13 protein-coding genes are annotated in these 18,463 nt (G+C 71.7%); 10 read left to right on the top strand and 3 right to left on the bottom strand.

The genetic code is table 11. The features are described from left to right. The first annotated feature begins 69 nt into the window (after positions 1 to 69). The 5 genes from AC0VYM_RS05855 to thiC all read left to right on the top strand — a co-directional run bounded on the left by AC0VYM_RS05855 (position 70) and on the right by thiC (position 9,647). A complete protein-coding gene (locus AC0VYM_RS05855; RefSeq protein ID WP_475459816.1) occupies positions 70 to 1,419 on the top strand; it encodes a glycosyltransferase family 4 protein in 1,350 nt (449 codons plus the stop codon). Beyond that, positions 1,416 to 5,864, top strand: coding sequence for an alpha-(1->3)-arabinofuranosyltransferase domain-containing protein (locus AC0VYM_RS05860; RefSeq protein WP_475459818.1), 4,449 nt, complete (start codon positions 1,416 to 1,418; stop codon positions 5,862 to 5,864). Before AC0VYM_RS05855 ends, AC0VYM_RS05860 begins: the two co-directional genes overlap by 4 nt. After that, positions 5,861 to 6,850 carry a cell envelope lipid trafficking protein PgfA gene (gene pgfA, locus AC0VYM_RS05865; protein ID WP_475459820.1) on the top strand — a complete coding sequence of 330 codons (990 nt, stop codon included), beginning with the start codon at positions 5,861 to 5,863 and terminating at the stop codon, positions 6,848 to 6,850. Before AC0VYM_RS05860 ends, pgfA begins: the two co-directional genes overlap by 4 nt. Positions 6,851 to 6,893: 43 nt before the next feature. Further along, the gene (locus tag AC0VYM_RS05870) at positions 6,894 to 7,748 is read left to right on the top strand and encodes an SOS response-associated peptidase (RefSeq protein WP_475459822.1); all 855 of its coding nucleotides are present in this window, start codon (positions 6,894 to 6,896) and stop codon (positions 7,746 to 7,748) included. Positions 7,749 to 7,979: 231 nt separating this feature from the next. Then, positions 7,980 to 9,647 carry a phosphomethylpyrimidine synthase ThiC gene (gene thiC, locus AC0VYM_RS05875; RefSeq protein ID WP_475459824.1) on the top strand — a complete coding sequence of 556 codons (1,668 nt, stop codon included), beginning with the start codon at positions 7,980 to 7,982 and terminating at the stop codon, positions 9,645 to 9,647. Positions 9,648 to 9,709: 62 nt separating this feature from the next. Here the strand turns inward: thiC and AC0VYM_RS05880 are convergent, their stop codons facing one another. Then, positions 9,710 to 10,531, bottom strand: coding sequence for a class I SAM-dependent methyltransferase (locus AC0VYM_RS05880; protein WP_475459827.1), 822 nt, complete (start codon positions 10,529 to 10,531; stop codon positions 9,710 to 9,712). Between the two features lie 347 nt (positions 10,532 to 10,878). Here AC0VYM_RS05880 and AC0VYM_RS05885 point away from each other — a divergent pair, with 347 nt between their 5' ends. The 4 genes from AC0VYM_RS05885 (at position 10,879) to AC0VYM_RS05900 (ending at position 15,360) form a co-directional block, all read left to right on the top strand. Next, entirely contained in the window at positions 10,879 to 11,550 is a 672-nt protein-coding gene (locus AC0VYM_RS05885) for a sigma-70 family RNA polymerase sigma factor (RefSeq protein ID WP_378743229.1), read from the top strand. Next, positions 11,547 to 11,858, top strand: a complete 312-nt coding sequence (gene rsrA, locus AC0VYM_RS05890) for a mycothiol system anti-sigma-R factor (RefSeq protein ID WP_475459830.1) — start codon at positions 11,547 to 11,549, stop codon at positions 11,856 to 11,858. Before AC0VYM_RS05885 ends, rsrA begins: the two co-directional genes overlap by 4 nt. An 824-nt stretch (positions 11,859 to 12,682) precedes the next feature. After that, on the top strand, positions 12,683 to 14,029 hold the full coding sequence (locus AC0VYM_RS05895) for an HD-GYP domain-containing protein (RefSeq protein ID WP_475459832.1): 1,347 nt from the start codon (positions 12,683 to 12,685) through the stop codon (positions 14,027 to 14,029). After that, positions 14,029 to 15,360, top strand: coding sequence for an HD-GYP domain-containing protein (locus AC0VYM_RS05900; protein ID WP_475459835.1), 1,332 nt, complete (start codon positions 14,029 to 14,031; stop codon positions 15,358 to 15,360). The genes AC0VYM_RS05895 and AC0VYM_RS05900 overlap by 1 nt, the downstream gene beginning before the upstream one ends. 79 nt (positions 15,361 to 15,439) lie before the next feature. Here the strand turns inward: AC0VYM_RS05900 and AC0VYM_RS05905 are convergent, their stop codons facing one another. Further along, complete coding sequence (locus tag AC0VYM_RS05905; RefSeq protein WP_378743223.1) at positions 15,440 to 16,180, bottom strand: GntR family transcriptional regulator; 741 nt, start codon at positions 16,178 to 16,180, stop codon at positions 15,440 to 15,442. A 133-nt stretch (positions 16,181 to 16,313) separates the two neighbouring features. Between AC0VYM_RS05905 and AC0VYM_RS05910 the strand changes: the two genes are divergently transcribed. Next, the gene (locus AC0VYM_RS05910; RefSeq protein ID WP_475459837.1) at positions 16,314 to 17,858 is read left to right on the top strand and encodes a sensor histidine kinase; all 1,545 of its coding nucleotides are present in this window, start codon (positions 16,314 to 16,316) and stop codon (positions 17,856 to 17,858) included. Between the two features lie 102 nt (positions 17,859 to 17,960). Here the strand turns inward: AC0VYM_RS05910 and AC0VYM_RS05915 are convergent, their stop codons facing one another. Beyond that, positions 17,961 to 18,215: a WhiB family transcriptional regulator gene (locus tag AC0VYM_RS05915; protein ID WP_475459840.1), complete on the bottom strand. Its 255-nt coding sequence runs from the start codon at positions 18,213 to 18,215 to the stop codon at positions 17,961 to 17,963. Positions 18,216 to 18,463: the final 248 nt, after the last annotated feature.

An 18,463-nucleotide genomic window follows, 5' to 3' on the forward strand; every position in this document is an offset into this window, starting at 1 on the left:
GCGTGCTCACGCGTGTTCTCCGCGTGCGCGCCCAGGGTCCGCGCCGGGCACCGCGCGGAAGGAGAGCGTGTGGTCTTCCAGAAGGTCCCAGCCCGGGTGGAGCCCGGCCGCCCCACGGTCACCCCCGCCCAGGCCACCGTTCCCTCCCCGGCCGTCGCCCCCGAAACCGCCACGGCCTCCGCACCGGTCGAACCCGCCGGCCCCGGGACCGGCCCCGGCCCCCGCCTCGACGGCGTCCGCATCGTCATGATCAACTGGCGCGACCCCTGGCAGTCCACCGCGGGCGGCGCCGAGGAGTACGCCTGGCGGATCAGCCGCCACCTGGCCGAACGCGGCGCCATCGTCACCTTCCTGACCAGCCGCGAGCCCCACCAGGCCCGGGTCGAGACCAAGGACGGCATCGTCATCCGCCGCATGGGAGGCCGGTTCACCGTCTACCCGCGCGTCATGGCCTGGCTCGCCCTGTGGAGACGCGAGTACCACCTCGCCTTCGACTGCATGAACGGCATCCCCTTCTTCTCCCGGCTGGTCCTGCGCCGCCGCACCAGGGTGGTCAGCGTCGTGCACCACGTCCACGACCTCCAGTTCAACGCCTACTTCCCGGCACCGCTGGCCTGGCTGGGGCGCTTCCTGGAGTCGGCCGTGGCCTCCCGCGTCTACCGGAACTGCACCACCGTCACCGTCTCCGAGTCCTCGCGCGCCGCCATGCGCGACAAACTCGGCTGGCGGGCGCCCATCGAGATCGTCCACAACGGCGGCCTCCCCGCCGCCCCGACCGGCGCGGTCCCCGCGCCCGCGCCCGCCGACGGCGCCCCCGCGCTGGTCAGCCTCGGCCGCCTCGTGGTGCAGAAACGGGTCTCCCGCGTCGTCGACCTCGTGCGCGCGCTCGACGGCGCCCACCCCGGCCTGCGCGTCCACATCATCGGCCGCGGCCCCGAGGGCGAACACCTCGCGACACAGGTGGCGCGGGACGGCCTCCAGGAACGCGTGGACCTGCACGGCTTCCTCTCCGAGGAGGACAAGGACGCCGTGCTCTCCTCTTGCCACCTGCACGTGACCGCCTCCGAGTTCGAGGGGTGGGGCCTCACCGTCATCGAGGCCGCACGGCTCGGCGTGCCCACCGTGGCCTACGATGTGGACGGACTTCGCGATTCGGTCCGCGACGGCGAGACCGGATGGCTCGTCCGCGAGGGCCAGACCCTTGAGGACGTCGTCTCCCGTGCCCTCGCGGAACTGTCCGACCCCCGGCGCTCCGAGGAGGTCCGGCGGGCCTGCCGCGCCTGGGCGTCCCGGTTCACCTGGGAGGCCAGCGGCGCCCGTATGACCCGCCTGGTCGCCGCCGAACTCGGTCTGGACGCCCCCGCCCGCACCGCCCCCGGCACCCCCGACCCCACAGCAGGCAAGAAAGCGAAGATGTGACTTCGGCGGAATCCACCGCCAGGCGCGAACCGGAGGATTCCAGAACACCGACCGCCCCCGGCGGAGTGGACGAGAGGCTGCTGGCGCGGCTCAAGGTCCTCGCGGTGTGTCTGCTCCTGGGAGCACTGGCAGCCAGCATCGACCCCGGCAGGATCGTCAGCGACACCAAGATCGACCTGACGGTCAACCCCCTGGGGTTCATGGAGCGCGCCCTGCACCTGTGGGACGCCTCGTACTTCGGCCAGCTCCAGAACCAGGCCTACGGGTACTTCTTCCCCAACGGCCCCTTCCACCTGCTGTTCGAGGTGCTCGGGATGCCCGAGTGGCTCATCCAGCGCCTGTGGATGGCCGTGCTCCTCATCGCCGCGTTCGTGGGGGTGTACAAGGTCGCGGAGGCCCTGGGCCTGGGCACCGTCAACACCCGCATCATCGCCGGTGTGGCCTACGCGCTCGCCCCGCGCGTGCTCACCCTGCTCTCGTACAACTCGGCCGAGCTCCAGCCCATGCTGCTCATGCCGTGGATCCTGCTGCCGCTCGTCCTGGGCGCCCGGCACGGGTATCCGCCCGCGCGCATGGCGCTGCTCTCGGGGCTGGCCTTCCTCATGTGCGGCGGCACCAACGCCGCCTCCGAGCTGGCCGTCCTGGTCGTCCCCGGCCTCTACCTGCTGACCAGGGCGGGCGGTCCGCGCAAGTGGCGGCTCATCCTGTGGTGGTCGGGCGCGCTCGCCCTGGCGTCGTTCTGGTACATCGTCCCGCTGCTCATCATGTCGCGGTACGTGTACTCGTTCATGCCCTACACGGAGGACGCCGCCGTCACCACGGGGATCACGTCCCTGTTCAACTCCCTGCGCGGCACCTCCAACTGGATGGGCTTCCTGCCCGACATGGGCAACACCGCACTGCCCTCCGGCGCGGAGCTCTCCCTGACCCCCTGGCTGGTCGCGGTCACCGCGCTGGTCGCCGGGCTGGGCCTGGCCGGGCTGATCAACCGGCGCACCCCCGAACGCCTCTTCCTCATCAGCTGCCTGCTGGTGGGCACCGCGATCGTCGTCGCGGGCCACACCGGCGCCCTCACCGGCCCCTTCGCGCCGCTCATGCGCGAGCTCTTCGACGGCGCCCTCGCGCCCTTCCGCAACGTCCACAAGTTCGACGCGCTCATCCGCCTCCCGATCGTCCTGGGCCTCGCCCACCTGCCGGTCGTGGTCGCCCGCGACTGGGCGGACCGTCGTGGCGGCGGCCGCGACCCCGGCGCCGTCGCCCGGGTCCGCCGTACCGTGGCCGGGGCCAGCGCCGCCGTCTTCCTGGTCACGCTCGCCCCCATCGCGACCGTCGGCATCGCCCCCAAGGGCGGGTTCGAGGAGATCCCGGACCACTGGTACGAGGCCGTGGAGTGGCTGGAGGACCAGGGGGACGACCGCGGCATGACCATGGCGCTGCCCGGGTCGGCGCGCGGCGAGTACGAGTGGGGCCGCCCCCTCGACGAACCCATGCAGCCACTGCTCTCCGGTGCCTGGACCAACCACCAGATCATCCCGTGGGGCTCCTCCGGCATCTCGCGGATCAACCACGAGATCGACCAGCGGGTCTCCTCGGGGCGCGGCTCCGAGGGGCTCGCGGACACCTTCGCCCGCCTGGGCGTCACCCACCTGATCGTCCGCAACGACCTCCAGCGGGTGGGCAACAACGGCGGCTGGCCCGCCCGCGTCCACCAGTCGCTCCGGAACTCCCCGGGCATCAGCGAGGCCGCCGAGTTCGGACCGGTGATCGGCTCGATCGACCACTCGTCCGCCTCCCAGTGGTTCGACCAGCCGTACCCGTCCCTGACCGTCTACGAGGTGGAGGGCGCCGCGCCCACGGTCGGCACCGTGCCCTCCGGCGACGCGCTCAGGGTCACCGGCGGCCCGGAGTCCGTCCTCCACCTGGCCGAACAGGGCATGGTCAACGACGACCGCCCGATCCTGATCGGGGACGACCCCGGCGCGGACGCCGTCGCCGCCGAGGACACGATCGTCACCGACACCGTCCGGCGCCGCGAGGTCGTCTACTCCGACGTGCGCCGCAACGTCTCGGCCACCATGACCGAGGACCAGGAGCTGGAACGCGACGTCCCCGCGCCCGACATCATGGACCCCGCCTGGGAGGAGTACGTCTCCCACGCCGAGGACCTGGGGGTGGCCGGGGTGACCGCGTCCAGCTCCGAGGCCGGGGTGGAGTCCCGGGCCAGCGACCGCGACCCGGGCCACGCCCCCCACGCCGCCCTGGACTCCGACCTCGGCACCGCCTGGCGCTCCAGCGCCTTCGCGGGCGCCATCGGCCAGTGGATCGAGGTCGAGTTCGAGGAGCCCCGCGACCTCAGCGGTCTGAGCGTGGCCTTCGAGCAGCTGTCCGGAGAGCCGCCGCCCTCGCGTGTCACCCTCGTCACCGACGAGGGCCGCACCGAGGTGGCCGTGGCCGCCACCGACGAGCCCCAGGAACTGGCCGCGCCGCCGGGGCTCACCACCACACTCCGGGTACGGATCGACGAACTGGCGTGGGAACCGGAGTACCGCTTCGGCACCCGGGTCGGGATCTCCATGATCTCCCTGCCCGGCCTGGAGGCCACCCGGACCCTGCGGGTGCCCGGACCCACCGACGCCGGCTCCCTCCTCTTCACCGGGTCGACCGGCACCGCCCCCGGCTGCATGGAGGGCTCTCACGTGTGGGTGTGCAACCCCCGGCTGGAGGTGAGCGGTGAGGACTCCAGCAGGCTCGACCGCACCTTCGAGGTCTCCGAGGGGGCGGCGGCCGGATCCCACGCCATCTCCGGCGAGGTGGTCCTCACCGACCCCCGGGAGGCGGAGAACGCCGCCAACCGCGCCGGGGGGTACCCCCGGGTGACCGGCTCCTCCACCGCCGTCAGCCACCCCGCCGCCATGGGCCGGGGCGCGCTCGACGACGACGAGGCCACCGTCTGGTACCCCGACCCGGAGGAGAAGGCCCCCTGGCTCGACGTCGAGCTGGGCGAGCCGACCGCGATCGACCACATGAGGGTCGAGTTCCCCCGGGCCGACAGCGTGATGCGGCCGATCCGGGTCACCGTCGAGGGCGGCGGAACCGTCCGCGAGGGGTGGCTGGACGGCAGCGGCCGGGTCGACTTCGCGGAGCTGACCGCCTCGTCCCTGCGCGTGGCCTTCGAGCGCCCCGAGGGGCAGGCCCTGGAGATCGGCACGGTCGACCTCCCCGGCGTGCCCGCGGTGGACCCGCTCCCCGAAGGGGACGCGTCCACCACCTGCGGACTGGGCCCGACCCTGCGCGTCAACGACCGGCGCGTGGAGACCAGGATCAGCGACGGCACGCTCGCGGACCAGCTCACCGGGCGCCCGTTGCGGTACGAGACCTGCACCGACCTGGACCTCACCGAGGGCGAGAACCGGATCGTGGTCGACCCGGGCAACCGCTACCAGGTGCGTTCGGCGCTCGTGGAGACCGGCGACCGACCCGGCGCCGCGGGAGGGGCCCCGGAGGTCAGCATGGCCGAGGTCGACACCGTGCACGCCTGGGGTCCGGGCGAACGCCGCTTCGACGTGGACGTCGACGAGGACAGCCTCCTGGTGGTCAACGAGAACTTCAACGAGGGTTGGGAGGCCCGGATCGACGGCGGCGACGGACTGCTGGAACCGGTACGGCTGGAGGGCTGGAAACAGGCCTGGGCGCTTCCCGAGGGGAGCGCGGGCACCGTCACCCTCACCTACACCCCCGACGCCGTGTACCACCGCGTGCTGGCGGTGGGCGGGGCCCTGGCCGCCCTCCTCGTCGTGCTGGCGCTGTGGCCGCGACGCTGGCTTCCGGGCGGGAGGCGGCTGACGGCCGCGCCCCCGCGCGGCGCGCGCGCCCTGCCCGGGGCCGGTCCGGGATGGCTGCCCCGCTGGGTGGTGCTGCCGGTGGGCCTGGCCTACGGGGTGTGGGTCGCGGGCTGGGCGGGTGCGGCCGTGGTCGGCGTCCTCCTGCTGTCCCTGTGGTGGCTGGCCCGCCGGGCCCCGAAGCGCCTGCGCCACGCCAAACCCGGCAGGCCGTCCCTGGGCGGACGGGCACTGCCGTACCTGGCCGGTCCGTGGGTGGTCACGGTGTCGCTGGCCCTGGCCGGACTGGCCATGGCCTCGGGGACCCACCTCGTGGTGAACCTGCCCTTCCACGACATCACCGAGACCCTGGGCACGGCGCTGCGCGGCTGGGTCCCGCAGGCGCTGTGCCTGCCCGCGATGGCCCGACTCGTCCTCGCCCTGGGACAGCGCGGGGTCGAACACGATCCCCCCGAAGGGCCCCCGGAGGGCTCGGCCGGGGGCGCCGCCGAAGGCTCCGACGGCGGGCACCGGCGGACCGGCCCGCCCGAGAACGGGTCAGGGCCGGAACACGGGACCGCGCGCCTGCCCGAGGCCGGTCACGACGTCGAGGAGGTACGCGGGTGAGGACCTCCACGCGGACGGGCGCGGATCCCGGGCGGAGCCTTCCCCAGGGCACCGTCCTGGTGGCGGCCGGGGCGTTCCTGCTGACCCTGGCCCTGCTGCTGCCGCTGTACGTGCACGACCGGGTCGCCCCGCACCCGGCCGACGCCACCCTCGGACTGCTCCTGGTGGACGACGACGCCAGTTTCCTGGACACCGCCACCTGGACCCGTGTGGAGGGCGTCGACCTCGAACGGGACACCCGGGTGGAGGCCTCCGCGCACGGCGCCGACTGGTCGGCCTGGGAGATGACGGTGAACACGTCCTCCTCGGACCGCGTGCTCGACCACTGGAGCCGCCGGGTGATCGTGGACCGCGAGACCGGCCGGGCGGTCAACTGCTGCGGCGAGCACGTCAACGGCGACCGCGCGGTGCGCCAGGCCGGGCTGGTCCTCCACTGGCCGCCCGGGGTCCCCGAGGGCGACCACTCCTTCTACGACGCCGAGGTGCGCGCGGCCCCCTCGGTCGAGTTCGAGGAGGACGACGAGGTCGCCGGGGTGGCGGTGCGCCGCTACGCCCAGACCGTGGAGGCCACCCAGGTCCCCGACTCCGCGCGGGAGGTCCCGGCGGCGCTGTTCGACCCGGACGCCGAGGGCACGGTCAGCGTGAACCGCTGGCTCACGGCGGAACGGACCTTCTGGGTCGAGCCGGTCACCGGCATCGTGGTGAACCTGGAGGAGCGCAGGTCGGAGACCCTGCGGCCGCAGAACGGCTCCGGCGAGGTGGAGCTGCTCGACGCCGAGCTGACCCTGGTGGAGAGACAGGTCCTCGGATACGCCGAACAGGCCCGGGTGCGGTCGCTGCTGCTGCGGGGGCTCGACCGCTGGGCGCCCTGGACCCTGGGCCCGGTCGGCGCGGTCGCGGTCCTGGCCGGGCTGCTCGGCGCCTGGCGGTCCCGGACCGCCGAGGAACCCGGGGAGCGTGCGCCCGAGGAGGCCGGGACCGGCTGACCGCCCCCGGGGGCCAGCGGCCGGATCGCATAGGATCTCGCCCATGTGCGGTCGCTATGCCCAGTCCCGGAACGTGCACCAACTCCAGATGGCCTTCTCCCTCCCCGAGGAGGCGCTGGGCCCGGCGGGAGACCCGCGCGCCTGGCCGCCGCTGGAGGAGCTCGACCCGGACTACAACATCGCGCCGGGCAGCCCGGTGTACGCCGTGCTCGGCCCGCCTCCCCAGGGGGGCGCCCACGGACGACCGGGACCGCGCTCCCTGCACACGATGCGCTGGGGTCTCGTGCCGGGCGGCGCCAGGGATCGCAACGTCGGCTACCGCATGATCAACGCGCGCAGCGAGACGGTCGCGGACAGGCCCGCCTTCCGCACCGCCTACCGGAACCGCCGCTGCCTCCTCCCCGCTGACGCCTACTACGAGTGGCAGCTGCTCAACAAGGACGGCACCACCGAGGCCAGCACCTCTCCCGCCACTGACCCCCAGCACAAGAGGCGCAAGGCCAAGGCCGCCAAGAAGCCCTTCTCCGTCCACTACTCCGGAGACGAACCGCTCGCCCTGGCCGGGATCTTCGAGCGCTGGCGCGACCCCGAGGTCGACGACCCGAGCGACCCCGACGCCTGGCTGTGGACCTGCGCGGTCATCACCACCGAGGCCGCCCCCGAACTCGCCCACATCCACGAACGCATGCCCGTCGTGGTGCCGCGCGAGGACTGGGCCGTCTGGCTCGACCCCGCCACCGGCGCCGAGGAGCTGGCCCACGTGCTGGACGACTCCCCGGTGGACCGGTTCTCGGTGGACGAGGTCTCCACCGACGTCAACAGCGTCAAGAACAACGGCCCCCACCTGCTGGAACCGGCCGAGGACTCCGGTCGCGGCGAACCGGAGACACTTTTCTGACCCCGGCGAGGCTGGACAGGCCCGGGGACGGCCTGTGTATGGTGTGCGAGGCCACGGGGGAGTGCTTCCCCCGGCCCGGGACACCGTGATCGAGGTGTTCCGGCACGTTCCACGTGCGCACATGTGAATACGCAACGCGGGAGCTCGCGCCATGGCGGGCTGAGAGGGCGACTCAAGGGTGTCGCCGACCGCAGAACCTGTTCGGGTAATTCCGACGTAGGGAGGCATGCCATGACGGCTATCGACGGTCGTGACGTTTCCACCACCGACGAGCACCGGGTGACCACAGGTCCCATCATGGGATCTCGCAAGGTCCACGAGGAGATCACCACCCCCGAGGGCACGACCCTCCGTGTCCCGCGCCGCCGGGTGGATCTCAGCAACGGCAGCCACTTCGATCTGTACGACACCTCCGGCCCGTACACCGACGACTCCGCACACATCGACGTCCACCAGGGGCTTCCTCGCACCCGCGAGTCCTGGGCACCGGACCCCGTCAACGGCGCCGTCACCCAGCTGGCGCACGCCAGGGCCGGGACCATCACCCCCGAGATGCGCTTCGTGGCCGCCCGCGAGGGGGCCGACCCCGAGTTCGTCCGCGACGAGGTCGCGATCGGCCGCGCGGTCATCCCGGTCAACCGCAACCACCCCGAGTCCGAACCCACCATCATCGGCAAGAACTTCCTGGTGAAGATCAACGCCAACATCGGCAACTCCGCCGTCACCTCCTCGGTGCCCGAGGAGGTCGAGAAGATGGTGTGGGCCACCCGCTGGGGCGCCGACACCGTGATGGACCTGTCCACCGGCAGGCGCATCCACGAGACCCGCGAACGCATCGTCCGCAACTCCCCGGTGCCCATCGGCACCGTCCCGATCTACCAGGCCCTGGAGAAGGTCAACGGCGACCCCACCAAGCTGAGCTGGGAGATCTACCGGGAGACCATCATCGAGCAGGCCGAGCAGGGCGTGGACTACATGACCGTCCACGCGGGCGTCCTGCTCCGGTACGTCCCGCTGGCAGCCCGCCGCGTCACCGGCATCGTCTCGCGCGGCGGCTCCATCATGGCCGCCTGGTGCCTGGCCCACCACAGGGAGAGCTTCCTCTACACCCACTACGAGGAGCTCTGCGAGATCTTCCGCCGGTACGACGTCACCTTCTCCCTGGGTGACGGCCTGCGCCCCGGCTCCATCGCGGACGCCAACGACGACGCCCAGTTCGCCGAACTGCGCACCCTGGGGGAGCTCACCCACATCGCCCGCTCGCACGACGTGCAGGTGATGATCGAGGGGCCCGGCCACGTGCCGATGGACAAGATCAAGGAGAACGTGCGCCTGGAGGAGGAGCTGTGCGGCGAGGCACCGTTCTACACGCTCGGCCCCCTGGCCACGGACGTCGCCCCCGGCTACGACCACATCACCTCCGCGATCGGCGCCGCGCAGATCGGCTGGCACGGCACCGCCATGCTCTGCTACGTGACCCCCAAGGAGCACCTGGGGCTGCCCAACCGCGACGACGTCAAGACCGGCGTCATCACCTACAAGCTCGCCGCCCACGCCGCCGACGTCGCCAAGGGCCACCCCCGCGCCCAGGAGTGGGACGACGAGCTGTCCAAGGCGCGCTTCGAGTTCCGGTGGCAGGACCAGTTCCACCTGTCCCTGGACCCGGAGACGGCGCAGGCCTTCCACGACGAGACCCTGCCCGCCGAACCCGCCAAGACCGCGCACTTCTGCTCCATGTGCGGGCCCAAGTTCTGCTCGATGAAGATCTCCCAGGACGTGCGCAGGTACGCCGAGGAGAACGGCCTGGACACCGTCGAGGCGATCGAGAAGGGCATGGCCGACAAGTCCGCCGAGTTCGCCGAGGGGGGCAACCGCGTCTACCTGCCGCTCGCGGACTAGGAACCGCTCGCCCCGGGCCCGTCACCCCGCCGTGGGTGGCGGGCCCGCCGCGTCAGCCCTGGCTAGGCGGGCTTGTGGGCGCTGGCGACCAGGTGGACGCCGACGTAGTCGTCGGAGTCGGCGGCGCGCAGCTCCATCTCCACCAGCCGCCCCATGGAGCGGGGGTCGCGGGCCAGCATCATCTCCACCGTGGACGCCGACAGCACCGTGCGCGGCTTGATCCACTCCAGTTCGAGCCCGGCCTCGGTGACCATCTCCGTCAGCTGCTCGGCGGTGAAACAACGGGTGATCGAACCGTCCGGCCACGGCACCAGGAGGACGTCCGCGCTGGGCGCGTGGCTCAGCTCCGGCCAGGCGTCCTGTTCGGCCAGCAGCGCCATGCCCAGGACCACGGAGTCCACGCAGACCAGTACCCGGCCGCCCGGGCGCAGCACCCGGGCCACCTCGGACATCGACGACTCGGTGGCCAGCTGCCGGGAGAACACCCGGTTGTCCGCGATGACCCCGTCGAAGGACCCGGGGCTGAAGGCGCGCAGGAAGGCGGAGTCACCGACCACGTGCCGGAGCCGCCCGCGCGGCGTGGGGGGCGGAACCACGGCCCGTCCGTTGACCAGGGTGAGCGGGCGGCGCATGGCCATGTCCACCGAGGGCAGCAGGGTGACGACGTCGTGCCCGGCCGCGACGGCGCGCGGTGTGCCCTGGAAGTCGGGGCTGGACAGGTCGAGGAGCCGGGCGGGCCGCTCGGGCAGCCACCGGCTGATCTGCGCCTCCGCGACGGCCCAGTAGAAACGCCAGTAGTCCGAGAGCCGGTCCGTGGTGGCGAACTGGGCGGCGGGCGATCGGGGGCGGTCGGAGGCTGGAGTCGAGGACGGTCGCACGTGCACTCCTCTCCCATCCTTCAGTGAGTCCTACCCGCACTCTGCCATGCCTCACCTTCACCGACGCGGTCAAACGACAAAGTTCGGATCCGGGACCCCGTCCCGCTCCCAGGACGGAATCAGCTCGTGGAGGCCGTTGTTGTCACCAGCACCGTCCGAGGCGAGGTTCCGGACACGGGACCCGGGAGCAGGGAAGGGGTTGGGTCACGAGCATGCCGACCGCTGGTGCGTGCCTGGAGCGCAGGGAAACGGCGTTGGCGCCACGCGGCGTCGACGCGCAGGTCGGGGGTGTGGGAACGTATCGTTGGGATACGGACACCCCACCAGGGACCAGCGCGAGGAGGCCGAAGGGCTTGGACCAGAGCCAGGAGACAGCCGGGGAACGGGACGAGCGGTTCGAGAGGGACGTGCTTCCCTTCCTCGACCAGCTCTACTCGGCGGCGCTGCGCATGACACGCAACCCCTCGGACGCCGAGGACCTGGTGCAGGAGACCTTCGCCAAGGCGTTCGGTTCCTTCCACCAGTTCAAGGAGGGGACCAACCTCAAGGCGTGGCTGTACCGCATCCTCACGAACACCTTCATCAACTCCTACCGCAAGAAGCAGCGGGAGCCGAAGCAGGCCGGGACCGAGGACGTCGAGGACTGGCAGCTCGCCCAGGCCGCCTCGCACACGGCGGCGGGGCTGAAGTCCGCCGAGGCCGAGGCGCTCGAACACCTCCCCGACAGCGACGTCAAGCGCGCCCTCCAGGAGCTTCCCGAGGACTTCCGGATCGCGGTGTACCTCGCGGACGTCGAGGGCTTCGCGTACAAGGAGGTCGCCGAGATCATGGGCACCCCCATCGGGACGGTCATGTCCCGGCTGCACAGAGGGCGGCGCCAGCTGCGTTCGCACCTTGAGGAGTACGCGGTGGACCGCGGCTTCCTCGCCGCGACCAGGGCGGCGGAGGCCTCGGCCGTCGCGTCGGGGTCGGCGGCGGGGGGCCGAGCACAGGTGAGCGGGTCGGATCGAGGAGATCGGCAATGAGCGGCGGCCACGACAAGTCGGAGACGGACACCCCGTGCAGCGAGGTGCTGGAGAAGCTCTACACCTACCTTGACGGTGAGCTCGAGGAGAGCGACTGCCCCGAGGTCAGGGCGCACCTCGACGGGTGCAGCCCCTGCCTGGACGAGTACGGCCTGGAAGAGGCCGTGAAGAAGCTCGTCGCCAAGCACTGCGGTTGCGATCCCGTCCCGCTGGACCTGCGGGACAAGGTCCTCGGGCGGCTCGCCGAGGCGCGCAACGAGCAGCTGGCCCGTGAGGCCAGGGCCGACTCCCCGGGGGCGCCCGCCTGACACCGGTCCGGGCCGTCGGCGGCCGCGGGCCGTCCGGGACGCGGGTGGCGAAAGCTGGCATTCCAGCTTTCGCCACTTTTGTGTATTCAGGGGTGCTTGTAGTGCTCTGTTGCGTTCTGTGCCATTTGTCTGCATTTGCAGAATAGAGTGCGACGCATCCCCGTGAGTCCGGGGGGTTTTGGTCACGCGGGTGCCGAGTTGGTGGTTCTTGAGGGGTTCGACACGCCCGATGCCGCGAATCGGTTTTCGGTCGTGACCGAGTCGGAATGAATTTCCTTGAACTTGTGAGAGTCCGTTTCGATTGCTCACGATGGGTAGTCATGCCTGATGGGGTTGGCTGGCCCTGGGTGCAGGATCGCCCGGGGCGTCGGCGGTCCCCAGTGTCGCGCCTGTGACCTATTGTCACTCTGTGTAGCCATCTGGAATGACTAATTGAATTAGTAATTCCACGCTCCGGAACTTCGTGCCCTCTGTGGAGTCGAGTGCGGCCCCGGTTCGGGTTGGGGGTAATCAGGATGGTGTCGTGGCCCGTTAAACTGGAGGCCTTATCCAACGAATAAGGTAATTTGCGCGGCGTGCCCGGGGGATGAGGGGGCAGTCGCCACAGGGAGAAGGGGGACGACGATGCTCGTCACCATGTTCGGTCCGATGATGACCGCCGTTTTTGTGGCTTCCACTTTTACCGGATGGTCTTGGTGGTAGAACAGAACCGGTGAAACCATGACAGTCCGGTCGTCGTCGGTGGGGGGTGAACGGGGGTGCGGGCTCTTCCTTGGGGCGCGCGTGTCTACGTCGGGATCATCGTTGTCAGTGCTGTCGCCATCATGCTCGTCGGTCCCTACGCGGGGATCGACCTGGGGACCCTGGTACTCATCGCGGTCCTCTTCGTCGTCGCGGAGTCGATAAGCACACACGTCGTCGTCGACGTCAAGGAAGCCGGAATCTCACCCAGCTCGGCCGTGGCCCTGGCCGCCGTCGTGCTGGTGGGGCCGGCTGGCGCGGCCGTGGTCGGATTCGCGTCCTGCCTGGCGATCCGCCGACAGGGCCCGGTCAAGCGGGCCTTCAACGGCGCCCAGTTCGCGCTGGCGGCCTACGCGGCCGGACACGTCTACCTCCTGCTCGGAGGCACGGTGGGGGTGCCGGGTCAGTCCGACTTCCCCGGCATCGTCCTGCCGTACGTCGTCGCGGTCCTGACGCACACGCTGCTCAACTCGGTGCTCATCGGCGCCCTCATGTGGTGCCTGGGCGTCACCCGGCCCGCCGGTGCGGGGCCGCTGCGCTGGCGCCCGCTGGCCGCCCTGGAGGTCGCCTCCGTGGGCTACCAGATGCTGGGGCTGGCGATCGCGGCCATCTGGGGCGCGGTGGGGATCATCGCCCCGCTCCTGGTCCTGCTGCCGCTGTTCATCGCGCGGTGGGTGTTCGGACAGCAGACCGAGGAGGCGCGGGCGCACGAGGCCACCCTGGCCACCCTGTGCCAGGCCGTGGAGACGAAGGACTACTACACCCGGGGCCACTGCATGCGCGTGGCCGAGGGGTCGGCGATGATCGCCGCCGAGCTGGGTATGCCCGCCGAGCGGGTGCAGAAGATCCGGTACGCGGGCATGCTGCACGACATCGGCAAGCTCGGCGTGCCCACCAAGGTCCTCCAGAAGAACGGCAAGCTCACCGACGACGAGTACGCCGCGATCAAGCTGCACCCCACGCGCGGGTACGAGATCGTCCGCGAGATCAGCTTCCTGGACGAGGCGCTCGCGGGCATCAGGCACCACCACGAGCGCCTGGACGGGCGCGGCTACCCGATGGGGCTGGTGGGGATGGAGATCCCCGAGTCCGCCCGGATCATCAGCGTGGCCGACGTCTTCGACTGCCTCACCTCCACGCGCTCCTACCGCAAGGCGTGGTCCGTGGAGGACGCCATCGCGGAGCTCCGGCGGTGCGCGGGCAGTCAGTTCGACCCCCGGATGGTGGAGGCCCTCGTCCGGGCCGTCACCCGTGAGGGATGGGAGACCCCGGACATCGCGGAGCCGCCGGGCGGTTGCTACGGCGCCTCCGGCATTCCGGAGTCGGGCGACACGGGCGCGACGGTACCGTCCGCACCGCAGCGGAGCGGGACGGCGACGGTGGCCGAGTCCACGTCGGCGGCCGCGGTGACGGGGGGCCAGGACCGGTGATGACGCAGAGGCAGTCGGACGGGGCGCTCCCCGGGCCGCACCCCGGCGGCCCCGAGGGCGGGGCCCTGGGCCACCAGCGCTCCGGGGGGCCGGTCTGGCGCACCGCGAGACCCTTCCGGGCCCTGCTCGTGGGCGGGGTGGGCGCCGCCTCCCTCGCCGCCCTGGTGTGGACCGCCGCGACCGGGTTCCACCAGCCCTACGTCGCCCTGGCCTTCTGCCTGGTCATCGCCGGCGGCGAACTGGCCCGGATCACGCTGCCCGGGCACCGGGAGTCCGCGCCGATCGCCCTGGCCGGTGCGATCGCGTACGCGTTCCTGCTCAGCCTCGGCGGCGAGGCGATACACCACACCGCCTGGCAGGTGGTGGCCGTGGTCGCCCTGGGCGTGGCCCTGGGCGAACTCCCGCACGTGGCGGTGGGCCACGGCCCCCGGCTGGAGGACGTCGCGCGCAGGGTGCTCACCGCGCTGCTGCTCGCCGTCGCCTTCCGGCCCCTGGTGGAGGCCCTGTCCCTGACCGGGCCCTCGGTCGTGGTCGCCCTGATGATGACCGTCCTGGTCGCCCTGGCGTGGTCGCTGGACGTGGCGGTCTCCGCCCTGCTGCGCGCCGAACGGCTCCGCACCCGGCTGGTCGTGGCCATGCGCGACGAGGCCCGGGCGCAGGTGGCCACCGGTGGCGCGATCGCCTCCAGCGGTGTGCTGATCGCGCTGGCCTGTACGGTCACCGGCCTGGTCGGGCTGCTGGTCTTCCTCGCCCCGCTGCTGGTCTCGCAGGTGGCCTTCCGCAGGCACGCCGAGGTGCGCCGCACGTACCTGGAGACGGTACGGGCGCTGTCCCGGGTCACCGAGGTGGGCGGCTACGTGGAGAACGGCCACTCGCGGCGGGTCAGCCAGCTCTCCCACGGCATCGCCTGCGAACTGGGACTGGCCGAGGCGGAGCTGCTGGAGCTGGAGTACGCGGCGCTGATGCACGACATCGGCCAGCTCTCCCTGCGCGAGCCCATCGCGGGCGGCGCCACCGTGCTGTCCTCACCGAGGGAGCAGCGCCGGATAGCGGAGCTGGGGTCGGCCATCATCCGGGAGACCGGGGTGCTGGACAACGTCGCGGAGATGGTCCGCCGCCAGTGCGAGCCGCTGGCCGGAGACGGCGACGAGGGCGTGCCCCCGCTGGGCAGCCGCGTCATCAAGGTCGCCAACGCCTTCGACGACCTGGTCGGGGAGAACGGCGACGCCGAGCGCCGGGCCGCCGTCGTGGAGCGGCTGCGGATGGACACCGGCAGCGAGTACGACCCCCAGGTGGTCGACGCCCTCGCCTGCGTGCTCGCGCGCGGGTGATCGGGCCGGGGTCCCGACGCGCGTCCCGGTCCGGGCCCGTCACGGCGGGTCCCGTCCGGGCCACGGAGGCGGCAGGGGGTCAGTCCCGGGGCGGGCGCAACCGGGTGACGAACTTGTAGCGGTCGCCCCGGTACAGCGAGCGGACCCACTCCACGGGGTGCCCGTCGCCGTCGAAGCTGTGCTGGCAGTGCAGGACCAGGGGCAGGCCCACGTCCACGCCGAGCAGGCGGGCCTCGTTGGGAGTGGCGAGGACGGTCTCGATGGAGGCCTCCGCCTCCGCGAGGGAGACGTCGTAGGCGCTCGCGAGAGCCTCGTAGAGCGACGCGTAGCGGTCCAGCTGCCTCCGGAGTCCGGGGAAGCGCCGCGCGGCCAGGTGGGCCGTCTCGACGGCCATGGGCTCGCCGTTGGCAAGCCGGAGCCGTTCGATGCGCAGCACGCGGCCGCCGGAACGGATGGCGAGGAGCTCCGCGAGCTGGTCGTCCGCGTTGATGTAGCTGACGTCCAGGATGCGGGTCGCCGGGTGCAGGCCGTGCGCCCGCATCTCCTGCGTGTAGCTGGTCAGCTGGAGGATCTGCGCGACCTTCGGCTTGGCCACGAACGTGCCCTTGCCCTGGATGCGCAGCAGCCGGCCCTCGACGACCATCTCGGTCAGGGCCTGGCGCACCGTGGTGCGCGAGGTGCCGAACTGGGTGGCCAGGGCGCGCTCGGGCGGGACCGGGTTCCCCGCCGGCATCGCCTCGATCAGCTCCAGCAGCTGCTTCTTGACCTGGTAGTACTTGGGCACTCTGGGGTTGCCGTCCAGTGTGTGCTGACCAGTCATCAGTCTCCTCCGCCGCGTTCCGCGCCCCGCCAGGACGTGGTCGGTGCGGCCGCCTTCCGGCCGTCGATTGGTGTGGACCACTGGTCGAGTGCGTGTCCCTTGAGTATGCACGGCTTCATGGGATGATTTGTGAGTGCCTCACCTCAGCGACCTCATTCGCCGCCACACGTCACTCAAGCAGGCGGACCTGGAGTGGATCCACTCGCTGGTCTCCGACTGGCAGCTCCTGGCCGACCTCTCCTTCGCGGACCTCGTGCTGTGGGTGCGCCTACGGGAGGACGACGGATGGATCGCCATCGCGCAGATGCGACCCACCACCGGCCCGACCGCCTTCCAGGACGACCTGGTGGAGGCGGTGCTCCGGGACGACATGACCGATGTCACGTCCCGTTCGGCGCCCCGGGTGGTCGGACGCCGGGCCCTGATCGACCGCGCCTGGAGCGAGGGCCGGATCTGCCGTGACGGCGACCCGGACTGGTCCGGCGGGGTCCCGGTGCGCGAGGAGACCATCCCGGTCCGCCGCGAGGGCAACCTCATCGCCGTCATCCAGCGCAGCACCAACCTCAGCTCGGCGCGCACGCCCAGCCGCCTGGAGCTCACCTACCTCCAGAGCGCGGGCGACCTCGCCCAGATGATCGCGGAGGGCGCCTTCCCGTTCAGCGACCAGGGGCCGCTCATGGTCCGCTCACCGAGGGTGGGTGACGGCCTGCTGCGCCTGGACCAGAACGGCGAGGTGGTCTACGCGAGCCCGAACGCGCTCTCGGCCTACCGCCGCCTGGGCCTGACCGCCGACCTCGTGGGCGCCCGCCTGGACCGCACCACGCTGGAACTGGCCGCGCAGGGGGAGGCCCGCGACGAGAACCTCACCTACACGGCGAGCGGACGCGCTCCGCAGGAGGCCGAGGTCGAGGCGCGCGGGGTCACCGTGCAGCTGCGGGCCATACCGCTGGTGATCGACGGGGTGCGGATCGGCGCGCTGGTGATGGTCCGCGACGTCACCGAGCTGCGGCGGCGCGAGCGCGAGCTGATGACCAAGGACGCCACCATCCGGGAGATCCACCACCGGGTGAAGAACAACCTCCAGACGGTGGCGGCGCTGCTGCGGCTCCAGTCGCGACGCCTGGACATCCCCGAGGCGCGGGCCGCCCTGGACGAGGCGGTCGGCCGGGTGGGGTCCATCGCGATCGTGCACGAGATGCTCTCGCACACCCCGGACGAGGTGGTGGACTTCGACGACATCGCGGACCGGGTCATGCAGATGGCGGCGGAGGTGTCCTCCACGGGCCAGGCGGTGGTGCCGAGGCGCGACGGCCACTTCGGGCTGCTGAACGCGCTGGTGGCCACGCCGTTGTCGATGGTGCTGGCCGAACTGGTGCAGAACGCGGTGGAGCACGGCCTGGGCCAGGGGCCGGGGCTGATCGAGGTGCGGGTGCGCCGGTTCGACACCGGTCCGGGCCATCCCGGGCCGAGCAGTCTGGAGCTGGCCGTCTCCGACGACGGCGGCGGACTGCCGGAGGACTTCGACCTGGAGGGGACCACGAGCCTGGGCCTGCAGATCGTGCGGACCCTGATCGTGGGCGAGCTCGGGGGGACCCTGGCGATCAAGCCGAAGGATTCCGGCGGGACCGAGGTGGCGATCAGCCTGCCCCTGGAGCACGAGGAGCGGGAGGTCCCCTGAGGGCCCGAGGGGCCGGGGGCGCCGCTCCCGGCCCGGCGCCTCGCGCGGGTGCGCGGTCCCCCGCCGCGCCAGCGGGGGTCGTCGGTCAGCCGGGGTGGGTGGTCAGCTGCGGACCATGGGGCGAAGCGCGGTGCCGCGGCGCTTGATACGGCGTCGTTCCTCTTCCGAGGTGCCTCCCCAGACGCCACCGTCCTGGCCGCTCTCCAGCGCCCACTTCAGACACGCGGAGCTGACCGGGCAGCGCTGACAGACCGCCTTGGCCTCCTCGATCTGGTTCAGTGCGGGGCCGAAGTCGCCGATGGGGAAGAAGAGTTCGGGGTCTTCGTCACGGCAGGCTGCGTCATGGCGCCAGTCCATGCGGTCACTCCTCACAGTGAGGCGATCATTTGTGAAGCTTTTCACGATCGGAATGTGCAAGGGCGCCCGGCGGAGGGGGTCCACCGGAGGGTGTCGTCAAGGCCGAGGTAAGTGAGGTTTCACCCCACGGCCACGTGGGAAGCGCCCAAATTAACTCGCCCGTAACTCGCGGCGATATCTTGAGCGTGACAGGAACGCGGGGGGCACGCAAGAGTCCCCGAGGCCAAAGGTCCTGTTCGGCGTGTCGG

This window comes from Nocardiopsis sp. iso_237, assembly GCF_056173345.1.